Source organism: Streptomyces sp. NBC_00019 (assembly GCF_045041015.1).
GTDB lineage: Bacteria > Actinomycetota > Actinomycetes > Streptomycetales > Streptomycetaceae > Streptomyces.
Genome location: NZ_CP108302.1, coordinates 9692328 through 9709944, shown reverse-complemented (window position 1 = coordinate 9709944; position 17617 = coordinate 9692328). Strand labels below are relative to the sequence as shown.

The 17617-nt window shown below is 73.5% G+C and carries 9 protein-coding genes; all 9 read left to right on the top strand.

Going from position 1 to position 17617, the window contains the following annotated elements; genetic code table 11:
• Positions 1–33 precede the first annotated feature (33 nt).
• The 9 genes from OHU89_RS45070 (at position 34) to OHU89_RS45030 (ending at position 17566) form a co-directional block, all read left to right on the top strand.
• The gene (locus tag OHU89_RS45070) at positions 34–1983 is read left to right on the top strand and encodes a DUF1996 domain-containing protein (protein WP_405651555.1); all 1950 of its coding nucleotides are present in this window, start codon (positions 34–36) and stop codon (positions 1981–1983) included.
• A gap of 332 nt (positions 1984–2315) precedes the next feature.
• A complete protein-coding gene (locus OHU89_RS45065) occupies positions 2316–3182 on the top strand; it encodes a DUF4132 domain-containing protein (protein WP_365409044.1) in 867 nt (288 codons plus the stop codon).
• Positions 3179–8083, top strand: a complete 4905-nt coding sequence (locus OHU89_RS45060; RefSeq protein ID WP_405651552.1) for a DNA-binding protein — start codon at positions 3179–3181, stop codon at positions 8081–8083. Before OHU89_RS45065 ends, OHU89_RS45060 begins: the two co-directional genes overlap by 4 nt.
• A gap of 102 nt (positions 8084–8185) precedes the next feature.
• On the top strand, positions 8186–9346 hold the full coding sequence (locus OHU89_RS45055; protein ID WP_405651549.1) for an AAA family ATPase: 1161 nt from the start codon (positions 8186–8188) through the stop codon (positions 9344–9346).
• The gene (locus tag OHU89_RS45050) at positions 9343–12876 is read left to right on the top strand and encodes a vWA domain-containing protein (RefSeq protein WP_405651547.1); all 3534 of its coding nucleotides are present in this window, start codon (positions 9343–9345) and stop codon (positions 12874–12876) included. Before OHU89_RS45055 ends, OHU89_RS45050 begins: the two co-directional genes overlap by 4 nt.
• Positions 12873–14747, top strand: a complete 1875-nt coding sequence (locus OHU89_RS45045; protein WP_405651544.1) for a hypothetical protein — start codon at positions 12873–12875, stop codon at positions 14745–14747. Before OHU89_RS45050 ends, OHU89_RS45045 begins: the two co-directional genes overlap by 4 nt.
• Before the next feature lie 161 nt (positions 14748–14908).
• Entirely contained in the window at positions 14909–15418 is a 510-nt protein-coding gene (locus OHU89_RS45040; protein ID WP_405651541.1) for a SigE family RNA polymerase sigma factor, read from the top strand.
• 10 nt (positions 15419–15428) lie between these two features.
• Entirely contained in the window at positions 15429–15755 is a 327-nt protein-coding gene (locus OHU89_RS45035) for a hypothetical protein (RefSeq protein WP_365409062.1), read from the top strand.
• A gap of 116 nt (positions 15756–15871) precedes the next feature.
• Positions 15872–17566, top strand: coding sequence for a dolichyl-phosphate-mannose--protein mannosyltransferase (locus OHU89_RS45030; RefSeq protein ID WP_405651539.1), 1695 nt, complete (start codon positions 15872–15874; stop codon positions 17564–17566).
• Positions 17567–17617: the final 51 nt, after the last annotated feature.

The following is a 17617-nucleotide window of genomic DNA, read 5'->3' as shown; positions in this document are numbered from 1 at the left end:
GCACGACGTGCGACCTTTGCAGCCGTAGCTCTGATGTTGGGGGGTGGTGGCCTGGTGGCGGCGAATGTGTACGCCTCCGCGACCGAAGGCAGCCCCGACACGAGCCAGACGACCGACGGCGGTTGGCAGGCGGGCACGATCGACTGCCCCGACGTGGGCGACACCTTGACGAACGTGCCGGATGACGCGAGAGAAGAGGTCGACAAAGAGCTCGCCCTGCTGGACCAGCAGATAGCCGAGGCGTACCAGAAGTTGCAGGACCCGGCGGTACAGGGTGACGAGGCCGCCGCAAGCGGGATCATGGATCCGCTGGCGGAGAACCGAGCCGCGACGATCGAGCGCATCGCCGCCGCTCTCGAACGCGCCGGGGAGCGCCCCGAGGGACTCGACGAGCTCGCGGCGTGCACACTCCGCCAGTCCGACGACCAGGCCGACGGACAGGACGGAGCCCAGGACGACCAGAACGGCCAGGGCGATCAGGGCCAAGAAGGCAGCCAGGAGCAGGACGGTCAGGATCAGGGCAACCAGCAGCAGGGCAACGGCGGGCAGTCCGGCAACGGCCCCGTCGCCGCCGACTTCGCCGACATCACCACCGCACCGCCCGCCGCCCCGGCCCCGAACGCCGGAGCCGACGCCTCCAGCGGCACCTTCGCCACCAGCTGCGGCGTGAACGCGAACGGCCTGTTCAACTCGGACAACGTGATCGTGGCCCCCGGCGTGTCCAACGGCGCCCATCACTTCCACGACTACGTCGGCAACCAGGCCAACAACGCCTTCGCCGACGACAACGAACTGGCCAACGGCGGCACCAGCTGCGTCGACCAGGGCGACAAGTCGTCCTACTACTGGCCCGTCCTGCGTCTGCAGAACGGCACCCAGGAGCAGGACGCGGGCGCGCCCGGCGGCGGTATCGAGGGCAACGCGGGTGAGATCGTCACGCCCAAGGACGTCACCCTCACCTTCGTCGGCAGCCCGAGCAGCAAGGTCACGGCCATGCCGCGGCTGCTGCGCATCATCACCGGCGATGCCAAGGCGTTCGTCAACGGCACCACCAACGCCAACGCGTCCTGGAGTTGCACCGGTTTCGAGGACCGCCAGTTGAAGGACAAGTACCCGGTGTGCCCCCAGGGCAGTGACGTGGTCCGCACCTTCAAGTTCCAGAGCTGCTGGGACGGTCGCAACATCGACAGCGCCAACCACCGCACCCATGTGGCGTTCGCCCAGGCCGACGGCGCCTGCCCGGCCGGCTTCCAGGCCATCCCTCAGCTGGTCCAGCGCATCGTCTACGACGTCGACGCGCCGAGCCTTCAGGATGGCGGCCGTACCGTTCCGCTCTTCGCCGTGGACGCGTTCCCGGAGCAGTTGCACAAGCCCGTCACCGACCACGGTGACTTCATCAACGTCTTCGACGAGGGCCTGATGGGCGAGATGGTCGGCTGCATCAACGACGGCCGCCAGTGCGGGGCGGGCGCGGACGAGGAGCCCGGCGACGACAACGGCAACGGCAACGGCTCAGACGACGGCTCCGACAATGGCTCGGACAACGGTTCTGACAACGGCTCGGACAACGGGGCGAGCCAGGAACCGGGGTCCGGTTCCGACAACGGTTCCGAGAATCCCGGCGGATCCGACGACGAGCCGCAGGAAGAGCCGACGCCGACCGCCGACGTACCGAGCGATGACGCGAGCACCGCACCCGCGGCCGACGAGCCCAAGACGTACACCTCGCCCTCGGCCGCCGAGAAGCCCGTCACGCAGTCCCCCGAGGCCACGTCGTACCCCCGCAACGACACGCCGAGCGCGTCCGAGAGCGACTCCACCGGCGTCGTGGCGCAGCCTCCGGCCGATGCCCAGCCCGCTCCGCAGGGCGGCAACGGCAGCCTCGCCGAGACCGGCACGCAGTTGTGGCCGGCCGCGGCCGGAGCGGTCCTGCTCATCTCCGGCTTCGTTCTCCTACGCCGCACCAGGCGCCGTTACATGTGACACCGCGGCTCGGTTGGTTCGTGACGGCGCGTCACGCCGTCACGAACCAACCGAGCCCGCACAGCACTTCAGACGCACCTTCACGCACGTGCGAACTGGCTGAAACAGCGCGCTCCGATCCGCGAGTTCGCAGCTCAGCGCCCACCGCGCAGACTTCTGGCGTACGCGATCGCCGCCCATTCCGCAGGCGCCTGCCGAGTCCTGGCACCGGCTCGGGGGACCGATTGTCAGTGATCGCCGCTAACGTTCCTCACATCGTCGCACTGGCGCCGGGAAATCACCGGCTGAACTGTGCTTTCTTCTTGCTGTCTTGGTGCGGAAGGCGGGGACTCGTGGGTTGGCTCTCGGCGGGTGACGGGTATGAAGTCGCCCTGGTGGAAGGACGGGTGGCAGCGCGTGCCACCTCGGGCCGGTCGGCGGGGCGGCAGTTGAAATCACTGCCGCGTGCGCTGCGCGACCACCCGGAGGTGGACCGGCTGCGTCGCTTCGCCGAATGGCTGGATCGGCACGCCACGGCATGTGTCGCACAGGTCGACTCGTGGATGGTGTCGTCGCTGCCCGTGCCCACCGGCCTGCTGGCCCGGGTGTGGCCGGACGAGGCCTGGCAGGCCGCGCTGCGTGACATGGCCGTGGTGGGTGATGACCCGGAGGAGGTCGGATTCCTGCGGGGGGCCACCGAGGACGGCGAGCTGCGGGTGGTGAACCTGGACGGCGAGACGGTACGGCTGTCCCCGCGCACGGTCACCCTGCCGCACCCGGTGCTGCTCCCTGACCTCGACGACATCCGGGAGTTCGCGGCGGAGCTGGGCATCGTCCAGCGTGTGGAGCAGATCCACCGGGCGACCTGGCAGCGGCCCGACGACCTCGACCCCAAGGCCACCGAGATACGGGAGTTCACGGGCGGCTCGTTCCGTTCCCGCTTCGCCCTCGCCGCTCGGGCGAGTTCGCTGGGCTACCGCGTCTCCGGGGGCTACTCCACGGCTCGGGTCCGCGACGGCGGGCGCACCGTGGAGGCCTCCGTGTGGATCGGTGAGCCGTACTGGGAGGACACGGTGGAGACCGGCAGCCTCACCTGGCAGGACCAGGACGGCCGTGCCCTGCCGCTGCGGGAGGTGGGCCCGGTGGCCTGGTCCGAGGGGATGCGGATGGCCGCGGCGCTCTATGCCGGGCGTGTGATCGAGGAAGGCAAGAACGCATGAGCGGGGGCACGCAGGTGTCGTACGAGGAACTGCTGACGGCGGGCGCGGTGCTGCCGCCGGACACCGAGGGGGGCGGCGAGCGCGCGGTGCCGCTGACGGCGCGGGCCTATCGCCATCCGGGCCTCGACGACCGTGTGGTGGTGCGGCTGGTCGCCGGTGAGCTCGGGGCGGCCGAGGACCTCGCCGCCGGGTTCCTCGGCCTGGAGCCGGACGGCGAGCCGGCCGTCGTGGGGCTCGGGTTGCGCCAGTCGTTGGGCTTTCCCGAGTGGGTGCTGGTGCACCACCCCGAGGACGGCCACCACGCGCTGGGGGTCGTACCGGACCTGGAGCGGGCGGCCCGACAGGCCAAGTCCCGCCCGAAGGCCGCCCTGGACGCCTACCTGGAACTCGGCCAGCGGCTGGCCGCGTCGGTCCCGCATTTCCTGCCGACGTTCTACGAGCAGGCAGGACGGGTGTTCCTGGCCGAGGAGAACGCCACCTACGCCGCCCAGTTGTTCACCCGCGCCCGCAAGGCCGAGGCGGAGCACGGACTGACGGTGGAGGAGGAGCGTCTGGACGCGGTGTTCCTGGAGTTCGCGCTGGCCGGCGCCCTCCCGGTCAAGGTGCTGTCCGCGTACGGCAAGGAGCTGGCCGCCCGGGTACCGGCCGAGGAGGCGCTGCGCCGCTTCACCCGGCTGTGCCTGCGCCGCACCGCGGGCGGTCTGCCGCCGTCCGCGCAGATGGCCAACGACCTGCGCAAGCTCGCCCGCGCCGCGGGCCAGGACGCCGACCGCGCCGAGCAGGACTATCTGGCCGAGCTGCTCGGCCTGCCGGCGACGCTGCGTGCCGCGGCCGGCTGGTGGAAGGGCCACCATGCCGCCCTGGTGGCGCTGGCCGAACGGGACCGGCGGGTACGCGGCACCCTGCTGGACATGCTCCCCGCCAGTGCCGACAGCGCGATGCCGGCGATGTGGCTGCAGGTGCTGGAGGCGTCCGGCGCGACGGCGGGGTTGTGGGACGAGTCCCTGCCCGCGGAGGAGCGCCCGGGCAGCGGCACGGCGGGCTGGCTGGAGCGCTTCCTGACGTTCCGGGAGCGGGCCCGGTCCTGGCGCGCCTCCACCCGGATGCCGGAGCTGTACCCGCTGGTGGAGCGGGCGGCGGACCGACTGCGTGCCGAACTCGCCGCGTCCGGGGGCGCGTTGAAGGTGCTGCACGACATCGACCTGATCGATCTGCTCCTGTCCCTGGACGTGCCGGTGGCCACCCCGGGCAAGGACGAGGACCTGCCGCTGACGGCATGGGCCGTGGGCGAGGGACAGCGGGATCTGGTGCTGTTCGGTGCCGACCCCCGTTTCCGGGACGCCTTCCTGCGGGGCGCGGAGCGCTTCCACAACAACGACCAGGGTCTGCGGGCCATCCGTCTGCTGTCGGTGTCACCCGGCGCCCGCCCCTGGCTGGCGGAGTGGGTCAGCACGGTCGTGCGACGGTTCACCGCGGTCGGGCTGCCCGGCCTGCCCAACGCGCTGACCCGGCTCGGCTGGCTCCCCGCCGAGGCCCTGGCGCTCGCCGAGGACGACGTCCGCGCCGCGGTCGGCACCGACCTCGCACCGGTGCTGGCGCGCACCCTGCGCGCCGGGCTCTTCGACGAACTGGGCTGGCCGGCCTGGGAGGAGGCGACCGCCGCCCTCGTCCCCAAGGACCGGGTCGAGGACATCATCGTCGCCGACGCCTGGCCCCACCTCGTCGTCGCCGGCAACGCCCAGGCGCGGGTCATCGGCGCCGACGGCACCTTGCTCACCCACGACCTGCGACTGCCCGCGAACGACGTGTCGGGCGACCCGGGGTTCCATCATGTGGACGGCGAGCTGCTCGTCTACTGGAACTCCCGCAAGGACGGCCTGCGCGGCTACTGGCACTCCCGTGCCGACCGCGTCGAGTCCCTCAAGGGACCGCACGCCACCCGGGGCACCGAGATGGACTGGTACCGGGCCGACTTCCCGGTCACCCTGCCCCTGCCGGACGGCGGCCGGACCACCGGACGCGGCGTCCTGCACGCCGGTGACACCACCCTGCCCGACGAGCGGCCGCTGCTCTTCGACGGCTCCTCCTACTGGGTGTGGCACGCGGACTCCGAGGACCGCGAGGCGCACGGCTGGTACGAGTACGACCCGGCCACGAACGAGCGCGGCCGTATGAGCCGCCCCGCCTTCCTGGCCGACGCCCTGCGCGACGCCCCCGAGGGCAGCAGCTTCGCGGGCGGTCGGCTGCGCCCCTCCCCCACCGCCGACACCACCTCGGCCTGCGCTCCCGTCGACGGCCTGGTCGGCCTGCGCGTGGTGGAACTGCCCGACGGCTCACGGCGCGCCGAGAACCTCGCCGGACACACCGTCACCCTGCCCGCGGAGGCCGGCAAACCGACCGCGCTTGTCGTCTTCCCGGGCGCCGAGCGGGCCAGTGCCGTCGTACGCAACAACTGGCAGCTCGAACTGGTCGACGCGGACGGCACCGTCACCGCCTGGGCCAAGACCGACCGCACCCCTGGCGACTTCGGCGAGGGCACCCTGCTGCTGCCGCCCGTGCAGTACTGGGAGTGCCTGACACCGCGTGACCCGGAAGGGTCCAAGGCGCTGCGGAACATCGACCGGGACACGGCTGCGGCGCTGCTGGCCGCCGCGGCGAGCGACGACAAAAAGGCGCTGCCCGACGCGATCGGCGCGCTCCTTCCGGTCACCCACGAAGCTCTCGTGACGGGCATCGCCGGCGTCGCCCGCTACGCCGCGGCCCAGCAGGCCGTCCTGGACGCCGCGGCCGTTCGGCTCACCCGCGCCCTCGAAGGCGACCTGGAGGACGAGGGACCTGCCGGACCGGCGGACAGCATCCTCTCTGCGGCGACGAGCGGACTCGGCACCTCCAAGGGTTACTGGTGGAACGGTGACCACGAGGCCGACACCGTCTTCCGCTCCCTGCGTGTCCTTGCCCGGGCCGCCGGGCTCGCCGAGACGGCCCTGCCCGACCGGCCGGACGTCCGGCTCCACCTCGACGGTCACCTGCTGCCCGTCGGACAGCCGGACCTGGAGTCGCTGCTCGATCGGGCGGCTGCGCTGGCCTACCGGGCGGCATCCGGCACCACCACCGAGGAGCACCGTGAGGTGCTGCGCACGCTGCTCGCCGAGTTCGACCGTCTCGGGCTGGGCCCGGCCGCGTCCGCCCACTGGCGCAAGGTGAGCCTGCACGTGCCGGCGGCCACGCTGCGCACTTCCGCGGGCCAATGGCGCGACGGATCGTGGAACGGGCTGCTCCCCCTGGCCGACGGCGCGTTCCTCGCCGTCACCGGACGCCGTCTGCTGGACGACGACGGCGGTACGTTCACCGGCTACTTCCAGGACCCGGCCGGACGGTTCGAGACGCCGCAGCCCTACAAGGTGCTGACGTCGGAGCCGCTCGGCGAGGACGCCGACACGGAACGGCTGGGCAGGTTCCTCGCCGAGCTGGCCGAGCGCGGACCGGCCCCCTGGTTCCCGGCGGCCGCCGAGGAGTTCGCCCGCCTCACCGGTGTGACCGAGACGATGGCCCGGCTGATCGTGGCCGGTCTGCCGGGGATCGACGTCTACGAGCGGAGCTTCCTGAGCACCGAGGCACGCACCCTCATCGGCGTGAAGGTGGCCCCGGCGGCGGTCGCCAAGGACGAGCTGAGCGCCGTCGACAGCATGGTGCGTGCCGCGGTCGTGGGCGCGCTCACGCCTACCGAACCCGCCCGGCTGTGGACCGAGGGCCCGGACGTGGCCGCGGCCGCCGCGGTGTGGAACGCCAGGGTCGGCAAGCGGGTCGCCGTGCCCGAGGAGCTGCTCGGCGATGCGGGCCGCACCTTCAGACGGGCGTCCTGGCCGGTCCGGCAGGCACTGCCCGAACTGCTGGACCCGGCCGGCTCTCCCCGGCTCAGCCGGGATCTGGAGTGGGCGGTCAAGGGCGACCGGGTCCGGCCCGTCGGTGACGATGCGGACGGGTTCACGGCGGAGACGCTGATCGGCGCGGTCGGTTTCACGGCCTGGCTGGCCCACCGGCTGCCCGCCGGCGACCCGGTGCGGGCCGCGCTGCCACCGGCCCTCACCGCCGTGCGTGAACGCCTCGCCCACCCCGGGCTGATGCTCGACCTGGGGCGCTACATCAGCCTCCCCGACTTCCGGAAGACCGCCGGAGCCCCCACGGAGACCGGCCCTGGCTTCGAACGGTACGGCGCCGTCGTCCTGGCCACCCATGACGACCAGCCCGCTCCGGGCGTGCGGGTCGCTCTCCTCGACGAGGCGGGCCAGGACCCCTACCTGCCCGCGGTGCGCGTCGACAACCAGCGGCCCTACACCGCCGAAGTGGCCCTGCGTCTGGTCCGCGACCAGCGGTTCGCCGCCCTCCTCGCCGACCCCGGGGCCCCGCTCGCGGGCGACCGGGACAAGGACGGCACCTGGTGGCCGCAGGACCCGAGCCGTTCGGTGCCCGAGCTGGTAATTGAGGCGGCCAAGGAGTACGGCCTCGGCGAGGACGCCGCCACGCTCTATCTGATGCTGCTCGCCATGCCCGACCCGACCGACCGTATGACGGCCCGGTGGACGGGCTGGAAGCCGGCCCGGCTCAAGGCGGCACGCGCCGAACTGGCCGCCACCGACCTGGTGGTCGAGGCCAGCCGGACGCGGGCCGGACGGTCGCTCTTCCTGCCGGGCGGCTGGGTCTCGCAGTCGTCGCCGCGCGTTCCGCTGGAGCGCTGGAAGCTGCCTCTGTTCGCCGACGTGAGCGACGAGCACGCGCCGTTCGGCGTGATCGTGCCGTTCGAGCCGGCCTCGGAGCTCTACCGCAGGGTGTGGCGGCGCGTGCAGGACGGCGACGCTCCCCGCTTCGAGGAGCTGAAGGTGCGGCGGGCCCGCCGCCGCTGACGCGACGCAGCCCGGGGCGCCGCCGAGCGGCGGCGCCCCGATCCCCCCACGTCTGTCTCCCCCACGCCCCGACACAGACCGATCCACCGAGCAAGGACATCCATGCCCCTGACCGACACGGTGTCGGCCCTCCCGGCCCGGCAGACCCTGCCCGCCGAAGAGCGCTTCGCCACCGAACTCGCCTTTCTCGCCGCCCACGACGACGGTCCTCGTCCGCCCGGCTGGCTGCTGACACCCCGCGCCGTGATCACCTTCGTCTGCGGCAGTGCCGGCGAGGCGCTCAAGCTGCCCGAGGCGCCCGGGACGCTGCCGGACGAACTGGTCATAGCCCCCAAGTTCGTCGGCGAACGCGCCCTGGTGGAGCGGTGCGTGGTCACCCTCGCCGGAGAACGCGGACTGCTGCTCGTCGGCGAACCGGGCACCGCCAAGTCGATGCTGTCGGAGCTGCTGTCGGCGGCCGTCTGCGGCACCAGCGCGCTCACCGTGCAGGGCACCGCGGGCACCACCGAGGACGCCCTGCGCTACGGCTGGAACTACGCCCTCCTCCTCGCCCAGGGCCCCACCCCGCAGGCCCTGGTGGACTCACCGGTCCTCTCCGCGATGCGCGCCGGGAGCGTGGCCCGCATCGAGGAGATCACCCGCTGTCTGCCCGAGGTGCAGGACGCCCTGGTGTCGCTCCTGTCCGACCGGCGGATGAGCGTGCCCGAGCTGTCCGGCACCGATGACGCTCAGGTCGCCGCCGCGCCCGGGTTCACCGTCATCGCCACCGCCAACCTCCGCGACCGCGGGGTGTCGGAGATGTCCGCCGCTCTCAAGCGCCGCTTCAACTTCGAGACCGTGCACCCGATCGCCGACGTCGAGGCCGAGACCGCCCTCGTCAAGCGGCAGGCCACGGCGGCCGTCGAGCGGGCGGGCGCGGCCTTCGGCGTCGACGACGCGGTCCTCGACGTCCTGCTCACCGTCTTTCGCGACCTGCGGGCCGGACGCTCCGCCGAGGGCTGGGACGTGGAGCGCCCGGGAACGGTGATGTCCACCGCCGAGGCGGTGCAGGTCGCCGTCTCCCTGGGGGTCGCCGCCGCCTACCTCCCCGGCGGCGACTCGCTGGACCTGGTCCCCGGCCATCTGCTGGGCGTGGTCCGCAAGGACGACCCGGCCGACCACGCGCGTCTCCTCGGCTACTGGGACGGCCCGGTGCGCCGCCGCGCCGAGGACGGTTCGGCGACCTGGCGCCGCCTGTGGGACCTGCGGGAGAACCTTCGGTGACCCTCGCTCAGGAACCGAGGGCGGCCCTCGCCGCCCTCGCCGACTCCGTGGTGCCGTACCTGCTGGGCGTACGGCACCACAGCCCGGCGCTCGCCGCCGCCGTCCCCGCACTGCTGGACGCCTCCGGCGCCGAGGTCGTCTGCGTGGAGCTGCCCACCGACTTCCAGCCTTGGCTGACCCATCTCGGCGCGCCGGGCACCCTCGCGCCGGTCGCCCTGGCCGGGGCCGGCGAGGGCGACCGGCTCGGCTTCTACCCCTTCGCCGACTTCTCGCCCGAACTCGCCGCCGTCCGCTGGGCACGCGAGCGTGGCGCCGAGGTCGTCTGCTGCGACCTGCCGATGTCCGACCCGCGCTGGAGTGCCGAAGCCGGGGACACTCGCGTACCGGCGGCCGAGGCGCCCACGGCGTTCGCGGCCGCGCTCACCGCGGCCGGTACGGGTCGCGACGGCGACGACATGTGGGACCGCAGTGTCGAGGTCCTCGCCCCGGGCTGCGCCCCCGACGCCGTACGCCGGGCCGCTTTGGGTGTCGGGTGGGCGCTGCGCCGCGACGCCGAGTCGGCGGGCGGGGTTCCCGCGGTGGATCTGGCACGCGAGGCGCACATGCGTGAGGCGATCGCGCGCGCCGCGGCCGGCGGACGCCGCGTCGCGGCCGTCGTCGGAGCCTTCCACGCACCGGCGTTGGCCGAAGGGGCCGCGACGCCCGCTGCGGCGCCGGTGTCCGTGGGCGAGCGGCCGGCCGTCGTCACCTCCCTCGTGCCGTACGCCTTCGATCTGCTGGACTCCCGTTCCGGCTATCCGGCCGGCATCCGCGATCCGCGCTGGCAGCAGGCCGTGTTCACGGCAGGGGGCGATCCCGAGCGGCTGCACGAGGCCGCGGCACGGGCGACCACCGACGTCTGCCGTGAGCTGCGGGCGGCCGGACACGTCGCCGGTACCGGCGAGGCCCGCGAGACGCTGCGGGTGGCGTGCGACCTGGCGCGGCTGCGCGGTCTGTCGGCTCCCGGGCGCGGCGAGGTGCTGGAGGCGCTGACGACCGTGATGGGCCAGGGTGAACCGCTCGGCCGCGGTCGGGCCCTGGCGCGGGCGTTGGAGGTCGTCCTGGTCGGCACCGACCGCGGGCGCATCGCCCCGGGCACGCCCCGCTCCGGGCTCGGCCCGTCCGTCGAGGCGGAGCTCGCCGCGCTGCGGCTGCCAGGACCGGACGATCCCGCCGGGCGTGAACTGCGGCTCGACCCGCTGCGCTCGGCGCTCGACGGCCGCCGCGAGATCCTGTTGCAGCGTCTCGCCGTGTGCGGAGCGGGGTACGGCGAGCCGGTCCAGGTGGCGGGTACGGGGGATGCGGCCGCGCTCACCACGCGGTGGCGCCTGTCGTGGACCCCGGCCGTCCCCGTCCGGCTCGATCTGGCCGGCATCCGGGGCGTGACGGCGGCCCTGGCCGCCGAGGGCACCCTGCGGGAGACCTTCCGCAGGGAGTCGGCGGACGGCGGGCCCACCAGCGCCCTCGTCCTGGCGGCACTCCGCGGCGCCGCCCGGTGCGATCTGCCGGAGCTGGTCGCCGAGCGGCTGGCCGACGCCGCCGAGGTGCTTCCCACCTGCGCCACTCTCCCCGAACTCCTCAGCGCCCTCGACCTGTTGGAGGCGCTGCGGCGAGGTCATCTGCCCGGCACCACACCCGAGAGCCGACAGGCGGCCGCCGAACTCGCCGCCGAACTGCTGGAGTCGGCGGTACGGTCCCTGCCCGGGCTCGCGGGCAGCGACGACCCGCAGGACGCGGACGCGCTCGTGTCGCTGGCCTCCCGGGCGGGGGAACAGCGCCTCGGGCTGCGGATGGACGGCGCGTTGGACGACCTCGCGCGCAGCGGCTCCCCGCTCGTCCAGGGTGCCGCGCTCGCCGCCCGGGTCATGCTTGACCTCGACGACGCCGACACGCTCGGCACCCGTGCCGCGGGCTGGATCGACACCGCCACCGGGCCCGACGAGCGGCATGCGTTGAGCCGCCGCCTGACCGGCCTGCTCAGCGGGGCCGCTCCCCTGCTCCAGTCGGCGCCGACCGCGCTGGACCCGCTGCTCGACCGCATCGACGTACTCAGCGACCAGGGGTTCCTCGACCGGCTGCCCGCCCTGCGCGGTGGCTTCGACGCGCTCAGCCCGGCCGGCCGCGGCCGGCTGCTGGACACCGTGACCGAGCGCCTCGGCGACCGGCTCGACCTGTCGCTCGGCGCCTCGCCACAGCTGCTCGCGCTGTGGACGGCCGCCGACGCGGCGGGCCGGGCGGCGGTCGACGCGCTCCGGCCACCCCTGGGGTCGGCACTCGCCCCGGCCGACAGCACCCCGCATCTGAAGGCCGCGGACACCACCAAGGCTCCCGACGCGCCCGCGTCCCGCACTGAACCACGACACGGCTCCTCCCTCCACCTCACGCCGACCGACCGCTGGCGACTGCTCCTCGGCCGGGAGAGCGACAAGCTGCCGCAGGGCGCCCGCCGTTACGCGCACGCGCTCGACGAGTTGTACGGCACCGGCCGTGGCGAGGGCTCCGCGGACCTCGGCCGCGAGGGCGGTCCCGGCGGTCAGGACGCCTCCTTCCCGACCGCCCGTGAGTGGGCCGAGGAACTCGACGCGCTGTTCGGCACCGACGTCCGTGAGGAGGTGCTGGCCCGGGCCGCCGACCAGGGCCGCAGCGACGTCCTGGCCGAGCTCGACCCGAAGGCGGTCCGCCCCTCGGTCGAGCTGCTGTCGTCCGTGCTGTCCCTGGCCGGCGGGATGCCGGAGCAGCAACTGGCGCGGCTGCGCCCGCTGGTGCGCCGTCTGGTCGACGAACTGGCCAAGGAGTTGGCCACCCGGCTGCGTCCCGCGCTGACCGGGCTGGCCACCCCGCGCCCGACCCACCGGCCGGGTGGGCGGATCGACCTGCCGCGCACCCTGCGGGCCAACCTCGCCCACACCCGCAGGACCGACGACGGCCGCACCCTGGTCGTCCCGGAGCGGCCGGTGTTCAGCACCCGCTCGCGCAGGGAGGCGGATTGGCGGCTGATCCTGGTGGTCGACGTGTCCGGGTCGATGGAGGCGTCCGTCATCTGGTCGGCGCTGACCGCGGCCGTGCTGGGCGGAGTGCCCACACTGAGCACGCACTTCCTCGCCTTCTCCACGGAGGTGATCGACCTGACGGAGCGCGTCGACGACCCGCTGTCGCTGCTCCTGGAGGTGCGGGTCGGCGGCGGCACGCACATCGCGGCGGGGCTGGCCCAGGCGCGTTCCCTGGTGACCGTCCCCAGCCGGACCCTCGTGGTGGTGGTCAGTGACTTCGAGGAGGGATATCCGCTCGGCGGCCTCCTCGGCGAGGTACGGAACCTCGCGAGCTCCGGCGTCCATCTGATGGGCTGCGCCGCCCTGGACGACACCGGCAGCCCGCGCTACTCGGTCCCCGTGGCCCAGCAGCTCGTCGCGGCCGGGATGCCGGTCGCCGCCCTCAGTCCCCTCGCCCTCGCCCGCTGGGTGGGCGACCGCCTCCGCGGAGAGACCCGATGAACCCCGAACTGCCCCCCGTGGCACCCGAGGTGGTCGCCACCGCCGTCGAGCAACTGACGTCCCGGCTGCGCAAGAAGCTGGACGCCGCGATCGAGACCTACGCCACGCTGCCCGTCACCGCCGACGGCACCGTACGGCGCGTGCGATGCGGTGAGGACGCCGAGGTCACCCTCACGCCCGGGCCGTCCGGTGCGGTCACGGAGGACGGTCAGGCGCAGTGCAGCTGTCTGCTCGCGCCCCGGTGTCTGCATCGCACGGCCGTACTCGGTGCCGCTCCGGTGGCCGACGCGGACACGGTGGCCGAGACGCCGGAACCCTCGTCCGACGGGGCCGACGTCAAGGCGGTCCCAGCTGACGGAGGTGCCGAGACACCGGGCACTCGTGAGGCGGATGCGCCGCCGGTGGGACCCACCGATGCCCAGGTGTCCGCTGCGACGGGCCTTTGGGATGCCGCCGCCGCTGTGCTGGCCGCCGGGGTGCCCGGCGCGGGCGCCGTACCGCAGGCCGAGTTGCTGCGGGCCGCGCACACGGCCCGGCTCGCCGGGCTGCACCGTCCCGAGGCGGCCGCCCTGCGGGTGGTGCGCGCACTGCGCGCGGCCCGCGCCCGTCACGACGGCCACCGGCTGGCCGACCTGGTGGCCGCCCTGCGTGAACTGCTCCTCACCAGCGGCCTGTTGGCCGCGTCCGACCCCGACCCGGCTCTGGTCGGCACCGCCCGGCGCGGCTATCTGCCGGGGGGCAGCCTGCGTGTCCACGGGGTGTGCCGGGAGCCGGTGATCTCCGCCACCGGCTACGGCGGGGTCGTCACGCATGTGCTGTCGGAGGAGGGGCGCTGGTTCTCCGTGGCCGACGTCAAGCCCGGTGGCCCGGCCCGGGCGCGGGGTGCCGCCACGGCCACCGTGGCGCTCGGCTCCGGCAGCCTCGATCACGCGCAGCTCTCCCGGGGCGGGTTGCTGATCTCCGGTGCGACGCTCTCGCCGGACGGCCGTCTCGGCGCTGGGAAGGGGGTACGGGCCACCCCGGTCACGGGCCTGTCCTGGACGTCGGGTCCGCTCGCCCGGCTGTTCTCCCGCCCGTTGGCCGAGGCCGCGGCGACACGGTTCACCGGCGCCGGGACGACCGAGCCGGAACAGGCCGGGCAGACGGCCGACGAACTCATCGGCTGTGACGTGGTCATCGTGGGAGCGGCCGAAGGCCAGCTGTTCGCCCGGGAGTTGCCCGCACAGGAAGCGGACGGCGAGGGCCTGCTGATCCGGCTGGTACCGTCCAGCAGCCACCCCGACCTTGCCCATACGGCCAACTTCCGCAAGCTGGCCTCGCGGCCCGGCTTGCGGTTGCGCGTCGTAGGGCGTCTCGACCCGGCCCGCGCCGCGACACTGCGGCCACTGGCAGTCGGCCCTGTGCCGGACGGCACGGCGACCCTGCGTCTGCCGACCGAGTGGACGGGGCACGCCGATCTGGGCTACGACCGCCTCGAAGGCGCGCACTTCCCGCCGGCCGACGAACTGCCGTCGGTGGAGACCCTGGCCGCGTTCCCACCGGATCCGGTGGCCGAAGCGCCCCTGTGGCGGCTGCGACGGCTGGTCGAGGTCGCCGTCTCCGGGGGCCGGCGGACCGCCGCCGAGCCCGCACGCGACGGCGACCGGGCGTCAGGAACCGCGGCCCTACGGCGTAGCGGCTTCCGGGCCGCGGCCGACCTGGCGGACGCGCTCGCGGCGGAGGCCGACCGCCGTGGCCGCGATGTGTTCGGCCGGACTCTGCAGGCCGATCCGGGCGGATACGCACGGGTGTGGCTCGCCGCGGCCATCTACCTGTCCGGCACCGAACGGGCCCTGGTCGAGGCGACCTGGCGGCCACCGGCTGCCGCATGACCACCAGGCCGTTCACTCCGGCCGGGGCACAGGGCCCCCGCGAACCGCGCATGTGACCCACGCCACACTGCGGAAGTGCATAGCGGGGCGGGGCCCAGCGTCTTGTTAAGGGTGACAGCGGTGGAAGCCGGCGTGTTCGGCAGGGGGTTGGGGGGGCGACGTTGACGGGGCAGCCGCGGGCCGTTGAGTTCGACCGGTTCGTGGCTGCCCGGTGGTCGGCCTTGCTTCACCTGGCGCGGCTGCTCACCGGCGGAGACCGGCACCGGGCCGAGGACCTGCTGCAGGAGGCGCTGGTCAAACTGTGGTTCGCCTGGCCGAAGGTGGCCGACCAGGCGCCCGAGGCCTATGTGCGCAAGGTCCTGGCCCGTGCCGCGGCTCGCTCGGCACGGCGTCGGTGGTGGGGCGAGCACCCTGTCGACCAGCTGCCCGACCCGCCCGGAGCGGGAGACGAGACCGCCGTCGTGGACGAACGGACCCGGCTGGAGGCCATGTTGGCGTTGTTGCCGGCACGGCAGCGGGCCGCGGTGGTGCTGCGCTACTACCAGGACCTGCCCGAGCGGGACGTCGCGGAAGTGCTGGGGTGTCCGGTGGGTACCGCCCGTTCACTGACGGCGCGCGGGGTCGCACGGCTGCGGCGGCTTCTGGCCGAGGCAGTCGAGCCGGTCGAGTGAAGGAGGAACAGTGGATCGCTTCGAGCAGGAGCTGACACGCATGATGCGTGACGGCCACACGGACAGGCCCTACGAGGACCGGCACCGATACCGACTGCAGGCCGGCGTCCGTGCCCGGCAGCGGGCCCGGACCGCCTGGATGGCCACCGCGTCCGTGCTGACCATCGCCGGACTCGGCATCGGACTGCTGCTCCTGGCGAGCTCTGTCGCCCAGGGCGGACCCCACACGAGGCAGCCCCGCCCCGTCACCTCCGCCGAGTCGGTCCCGATGCCGTCGACGGTCCTCCCCGCCTCCACGGCCCAGGTAGGGGCAGGTTCGAGCGGCCCCGCTCGCTGAGGGCCGAGCCGGCGAGGCCCTCGCCGCCCGCCAGGCGGCCGACGCCCACTCGTCCCGCTCTCCACGAACAGAAGGCTCACCAGGTGTTCCACAAGAACGCGCCCACGTCTGTCGGCATGCCTCGAATCGATCAGGCCGGTCATCGGCCGGCCTCCTGGGAGCAGCGGCTGCGCGCCTTCGGATACACGGGACGCCCGCACACGTCCGTGCGCGACCGCCTGGTCGTGCCCTTTCCCGAGCCCGGGTCAGGGCCGTGGCGCAGGCTCGGGCTGTCGCCCACGGCGGCGTGCCGGCCGGCCCGCTGGTCGGGATGGGGCGGCCCCCTGCTGGTGGCGCTCCTTTCCGGGCTGCCGCGCTTCTGGCGTCTGGGCAGCCCGCGGGCGGTCGTGTTCGACGAGACGTACTACGCCAAGGACGCCTGGTCCCTGCTCCGGCTGGGCTACGAGGGCACCTGGCCGGACCGTAAGATCGCCGACCCGCAGCTCCTGGCCGATCCCCAGGTGATATCGCTCTCCGACACCGGGTCCTTCGTCGCGCACCCGCCGACGGGCAAGTGGGTGATCGCCCTCGGCGAGTGGATGTTCGGTCTCACTCCGTTCGGCTGGCGCTTCATGACGGCGGTCCTCGGCACGCTGTCGGTGCTGATGCTGTGCCGCATCGGACGCCGTCTGTTCCGTTCGACGCTGCTGGGCTGCCTGGCCGGGGCGCTGATGGCGGTGGACGGTCTGCACTACGTCATGAGCCGCACCGCTCTGCTCGACCTCGTCGTCATGTTCTTCGTCCTGGCGGCGTTCGGCTGCCTGCTCATCGACCGGGACCACGCACGGGCCCGGCTCGCGGCAGCCCTGCCCGTCCCCGAGGACGGCCGGGTGCGCCCGGACGGCCACACCGGTGACCATGCCGGAACGGGAGTGCGTCCCTGGCGGATCACGGCCGGCCTCTTCCTGGGACTGGCGGCCTCCACCAAATGGAACGGCCTGTACTTCCTCGCCTTCTTCGTGATCCTCACCCTGCTGTGGGACGTCGGGGCCCGCCGTGTGGCCGGGGCGCGCCGCCCGTATCGCGCGGTGCTGCGCAAGGACCTCGGCTGGTCGGTGCTGTCCCTCGTTCCGGTCGCCGTCGTGACGTATCTGGTGACATGGACCGGCTGGTTCCTGTCCGACGACGGCTACGGACGCCACTGGGCGGACGGCCGCGGCGGCACATGGTCGTGGATTCCGGCTCCGCTGCGCAGCCTGTGGCACTACGAGTACGGGGTGTACCAGTTCAATGTGGGGCTGCACACGCCCCACAAGTTCGAGTCGAACCCGTGGAGTTGGCTGGTCCTCGGCCGCCCGGTGCTGTTCCACTACGAGTCGCCGAAACCCGGGACGGAAGGCTGCCACACAGCCACCGACTGCACGCAGACCATCCTCGCCCTGGGGACGCCCCTCCTGTGGTGGTCGGCGTGCTGCGCCCTGGTGTACCTGCTCTACCGGTGGGCGCTGCGCCGCGACTGGCGCTCCGGCGCGGTCCTGTGCGCGGTGGGTGCCGGTTATCTGCCCTGGTTCCTGTACCAGGACCGCACCATCTTCTCCTTCTACGCGGTCGCCTTCGTGCCGTACCTGTGCCTGGCCGTCACGATGATGCTGGGAGCCCTGCTGGGTCCGCCGGGAGCGACCGGCGAGCGCCGCGCACTGGGCGCGGTGGCCGCAGGTGTGGTCGTCCTGCTCATTGTCTGGAACTTCATCTACTTCTTCCCCGCCTACACCGGGCAGACGATTCCGTACGCGGACTGGCGCGCCAGGATGTGGCTGGACAGCTGGATCTGATTCGTGTGATGTGGGTCACTCGCCAGGTGCTGCGGGTCGGACGTGCTCGAT

Bases quoted from the DNA above. Each gene is read 5' to 3' on its own strand.
- OHU89_RS45070 (WP_405651555.1), top strand. From the start codon at position 34: ATGTTGGGGGGTGGTGGCCTGGTGGCGGCGAATGTGTACGCCTCCGCG.
- OHU89_RS45060 (WP_405651552.1), top strand. From the start codon at position 3,179: ATGAGCGGGGGCACGCAGGTGTCGTACGAGGAACTGCTGACGGCGGGC.
- OHU89_RS45055 (WP_405651549.1), top strand. From the start codon at position 8,186: ATGCCCCTGACCGACACGGTGTCGGCCCTCCCGGCCCGGCAGACCCTG.
- OHU89_RS45045 (WP_405651544.1), top strand. From the start codon at position 12,873: ATGAACCCCGAACTGCCCCCCGTGGCACCCGAGGTGGTCGCCACCGCC.
- OHU89_RS45030 (WP_405651539.1), top strand. From the start codon at position 15,872: ATGCCTCGAATCGATCAGGCCGGTCATCGGCCGGCCTCCTGGGAGCAG.